The 568-nt window shown below is 46.5% G+C and carries 1 protein-coding gene; it reads right to left on the reverse strand.

The window, feature by feature from the left end:
* Window positions 1-179: 179 nt before the first annotated feature.
* Window positions 180-398 carry a DUF4248 domain-containing protein gene (locus tag AAE250_RS23590; protein WP_342289517.1) on the reverse strand — a complete coding sequence of 73 codons (219 nt, stop codon included), beginning with the start codon at window positions 396-398 and terminating at the stop codon, window positions 180-182.
* Window positions 399-568: the final 170 nt, after the last annotated feature.

The following is a 568-nucleotide window of genomic DNA, read 5'->3' on the forward strand; positions in this document are numbered from 1 at the left end:
AAACCGCCTCCACTTGGCTCAAGCGATTGCATAGGCACGGCCTGGTAGAGAACATGAATAGAAATGGCACTTACCATAAGCCCACCTAATATACGCGCACGTGTGTGTGAGAAAAATGTGAACCGTGAACCTCTGTACCAAGTGTACCAACCTCACCTTTACGCCGCCCAACCTCACCTTTAAGGTTCACCAAGTGCAGCGACTATCAGCCGCACCTGGGCGGACGTATAGGTACGGGAGTGGGAAGACGTCCCCACGGCGCACAAGTCGTCACGCAGGCCGGGATAAAGATCAATCCACTGTTTCAGCTTGCGGAAAGCAGCCTCCGGACAGAGATTGGGACAATAGAGTTGGGCCAGTTCGGTACGCCCATAAATGCGGATTACAAAAGAGTTCATGAGTGATATTTATGATTTATGAATTATGATTTATTTCTTACCAAATGTAGCTATAAATCATAACATTATCAAATATATACACATAAATAACAGACAGAAACTGACCATAATCTACCGGAACCGTCCGGAAGTGACAAACGTCTGTAGACGCGGTGTTATCTTTGCATTGT

The sequence above is a fragment of the Bacteroides sp. GD17 genome (assembly GCF_038448625.1).
Taxonomy (GTDB): domain Bacteria; phylum Bacteroidota; class Bacteroidia; order Bacteroidales; family Bacteroidaceae; genus Bacteroides.